General features: G+C 34.1%; 3 protein-coding genes. All 3 read right to left on the bottom strand.

Annotated features, from left to right (window positions below):
• Window positions 1-1015: molybdopterin molybdotransferase MoeA (locus COZ07_RS06095; protein ID WP_406607684.1), on the bottom strand; the 1015-nt coding region annotated here is incomplete at its 3' end.
• 77 nt (window positions 1016-1092) lie between these two features.
• Entirely contained in the window at window positions 1093-2109 is a 1017-nt protein-coding gene (locus COZ07_RS06100) for an ATP-binding cassette domain-containing protein (protein WP_406607685.1), read from the bottom strand.
• A gap of 10 nt (window positions 2110-2119) precedes the next feature.
• Window positions 2120-2812, bottom strand: coding sequence for an ABC transporter permease (locus COZ07_RS06105; protein WP_406607686.1), 693 nt, complete (start codon window positions 2810-2812; stop codon window positions 2120-2122).
• Window positions 2813-3242 lie beyond the last annotated feature (430 nt).

The following is a 3242-nucleotide window of genomic DNA, read 5'->3' on the forward strand; positions in this document are numbered from 1 at the left end:
ATTCTCCTCCCTGTAACCAGCTAATTAGTGGTCGGACAAAAAGATCAAAGATTATCATCGCTGAGACCGGATGACCAGATAAGCCGAATATCGGCTTATTATTAGCAATAGCAACTATAGTAGGCTTCCCAGGTTTCACTGATACTCCATAAATTAATACGCCTGGTTTTCCTAACTTATTAAGAACCTCCAAGGTAATGTCTCTAGCTCCCATCGAACTCCCTCCAGAGATAGTTATTATCTCTGCTGTATCTTTTCCCATGATTTCTCTTATTTCTTGTTCTAAAAGATTAACTTCATCTTTAATAATCCCCCTATAAATGGGAATCCCACCTGCCTCCTCAATACAAGCTCCCAGGGTATAAGAATTTATATCCCTTACCTGTCCTATCTGGGGTTCGTATTTAGTAGGGATTATCTCATCACCTGTGGAAATAATAGCAATTTTAGGTTTCTTATAGATTTCTATATTAGTTCTTCCTATCCCGGCTAAAACTCCTATGTCCTGGGGGCGTAATCGGTGTCCTTTTCTTAATATAATTTCCCCTGATTTTAGATCTTCATCCTCTCGGACTGCATTTTCCCAGGGAGAAATTGACTTTCTTACTTCAATAGTAGTATCATCAATCTGTTCAGTATGTTCTAACATCATTACTGCATTTGCCCCCTCGGGTAACATTCCTCCAGTAGAAATTTTTGCTCCTTCTCCAGGATTAATCTTAAATTCGGGCTTATCGCCCATCTTTATTTCTCCTATAACGGTCAGATAGGAGGGCAAACTCTCACTTGCTCCAAAAGAATCTTCTGCCCTAATCGCATAACCATCCATGGTAGAACGATTAAACCCCGGCAGATTACCAGGAGAGATAATCTCTTCAACCAGAACTCTATATAAGGAGTCTTTAATATTGACTATCTCTCGATTTTTTTTTAATATTTTACCAATATCTAAATGATTTTTAATTGTCTTAATCACTTCTTGAGGGGTACTGACTTTAAATAAGGGTTTTACCATATTGATTGTCCACTTCCTAATTTTTAATGGTTTATAGAGATTATTTTTTATTTTTTAAAACATCTTGTTTTTTAAAATTAATATATTTTCACCACGGAAGCCTTAAAGGTAAGATACACTTTGCTTCCCAGATTAAGATTCATTTGTTGAAATGATTCTCTGGTAATAATTGTCACTAAAGGAATGCCTACATCTACTTCTAATTTTACTAAATGATTTTGCTCCATAATTTTTACTATTTTCCCTAAAAATGAATTTCGAGCACTGGATTGAAATGGTTCATAAGATAAAATTATATCCGTGGGGTCAATAGAAATATATACCGGGCCAATCTTTTCACTCACTAGAGCAAATTTTATATTCTCTGCTACTTTGAACCATTTTAAGCCATCCTCCTCTTTTATTTCTCCCCGAAAAAGATTTTCCGGGACTTTTTTAATAATTTTACCATCTAAGATAGAAATTACTTCATCCGCTAAACGATAAGCCTGAGAGAGGTTATGAGTGGAAAATATTACCGTGGTCTTAATTTTTTCCTTTATTTTTTTAATAATTCTTTCCACTATATCTAGGTGCCTTTGATCTATACTTGTGGTAGGCTCATCCAAAAAGAGAATTTCTGGTTCAATTACTAAAGCTCTAGCAATTACTACTCGTTGAGCTTCTCCACCAGACAATTGATTTACTTTTCTATTTTCAAAACCAGAAAGCCCAACCATATCTAAGGCATTTTTAATTCTATTCTGTTGAACCAGGGAGGACACAGATCTTACTTTTAATCCATAAGCAACATTATTATATACTGTAGATTGAAATAAAAAAGGATCCTGATCTACTAAAGTCATCTCTCGCCGAATCTCTAATATCTTAGAATTTGAATTATTGATTATTTCTTGATCACGAAAAAAGATTTGACCTTTATCCGGTTTCACTAGTAAATTTAATATATTTAATAACGTAGTTTTACCTGAACCGTTTGGACCCACAATAGCATAAATCTTACTTTCTTGAAAACCCAAATAATCAATATCCAATACTGTTTTGTTATTATATATCTTTTTTAAATTCTTAACCTTAAGTATTGATGTATCCAATAATTTAATTTTACCCCCTCCTACTCTGAAAATAATGGAGAAAAATATTTATGCTAAAAGCAATAAGTAATAAAATAATACCCAGGGCAATGCCAAAACCAAATTCACCTTTGGCAGTCTCGAGAGCAATAGCAGTAGTCATAACTCGAGTACTTCCTTTAATATTTCCTCCCAACATCATAGCAGCTCCTACTTCAGCGATGACTCTTCCAAAGGCAGTGGTTATTGCTTCTAATATTGCATAACGGGCTTCCTTAATCACCGTCCAGGCAGATTGAAGCTTAGTTGCACCAAGAGTTAAGGCAGTTTTTCTAACTCTTCTATCAATTCCCTGTAATGCAGAATGGGTAAGTGCAATAACTATGGGAGTAGCTAATATAAACTGACCGATAATCATAGCCAAAGGGGTAAACAATAATCCAAAAACTCCTAAAGGTCCTCTTCGAGAAATTAAAGAATAAACAATTAACCCTATCACTACTGTTGGTAAAGCTAAGAAAGTATTCACTAAAGCTACAGTAAATTTCTTCCCATAATAATTCTTTATAGTCATTAAAAAGCCAATAGGTATGCCTATCAATGAAGCAAGTCCTACTGCAGTTAATGATACTCTTAATGAAAGTAAGACAATATTGAATATTTCTCGGTCTAAAGAAAAGATTAATTGAAGAGCTTGTTGTATTCCGCTTAGGATAAAATTCAAAAAATCACCTCGATTAATAAATTTACCAATTGGCCAATTAGTCGATTCACCAATTTTCCAATTGCCCAATTGAATTCAGTTTACCAATTAAATTAGTTAGTTGGTTACCTGGTTATTTTGGTCTACCAGTCTGCCGGTTAACTACTTTACCAGTTAAATTAGTCTTTAGTATATAGTATTGCGTATTGCGTTCGGATTTAAAAGACAAAAAGAAAAAACCTATAATCTTAAATATATAGCTAATTAATTACTACATTTTACCCATCACTTTTCTTTCTGTCTTCTGACTTCTGGATTCTGGATTCTGACTTCTATTTTCTTCACGCGATACTCGATACGCAATACGCAATACGAATTACTATTCACTAACGCCTATTTAATTGCCACCGGATAGAAAAGTTTTTCTCCTGCTATCTTATATTCTCTAATT

Origin of the sequence: Candidatus Infernicultor aquiphilus (assembly GCF_002784285.1) — a bacterium.
In the GTDB taxonomy this organism is placed as follows: Bacteria; Atribacterota; Phoenicimicrobiia; order Phoenicimicrobiales; family Phoenicimicrobiaceae; genus Infernicultor; species Infernicultor aquiphilus.